This window comes from Verminephrobacter aporrectodeae subsp. tuberculatae At4, assembly GCF_000193225.1.
GTDB lineage: Bacteria > Pseudomonadota > Gammaproteobacteria > Burkholderiales > Burkholderiaceae_C > Acidovorax > Acidovorax aporrectodeae.
Genome location: NZ_AFAL01000186.1, coordinates 1 through 291, shown reverse-complemented (window position 1 = coordinate 291; position 291 = coordinate 1). Strand labels below are relative to the sequence as shown.

General features: G+C 67.4%; 1 protein-coding gene. It reads right to left on the bottom strand.

The genetic code is table 11. The features are described from left to right. Positions 1-291 (bottom strand): secretin N-terminal domain-containing protein (locus VTU_RS25870; RefSeq protein ID WP_010101829.1); only part of this gene is annotated, 291 nt, incomplete at both ends.

Below are 291 nucleotides of genomic sequence, written 5' to 3'. Positions count from 1 at the left end.
TGAACGCCGTGTCGCTCTGGCCCGGGGCCGCCGCCGGTGTGGTGCTACTGCCGCCCTCGATCAGGCGCGCCACGAGCGGCGCCAGGTCGCTGGCAACGGCGTTGTGCAGCGGGATCACCTCCACGTCGCTGGCGTTGGAGACGTCCATCGCCGCGACGATGCGCGCCAGGCGCTGCAGGTTGTCGGCGTAGTCGGTGATCACCAGCGAGTTGTTTCCGGGGTTGACGTTGATGGTGTTGTTCGGACTGATCAGCGGGCGCAGCACGGGAATCAGGTTGGTCGCGTTCTCGT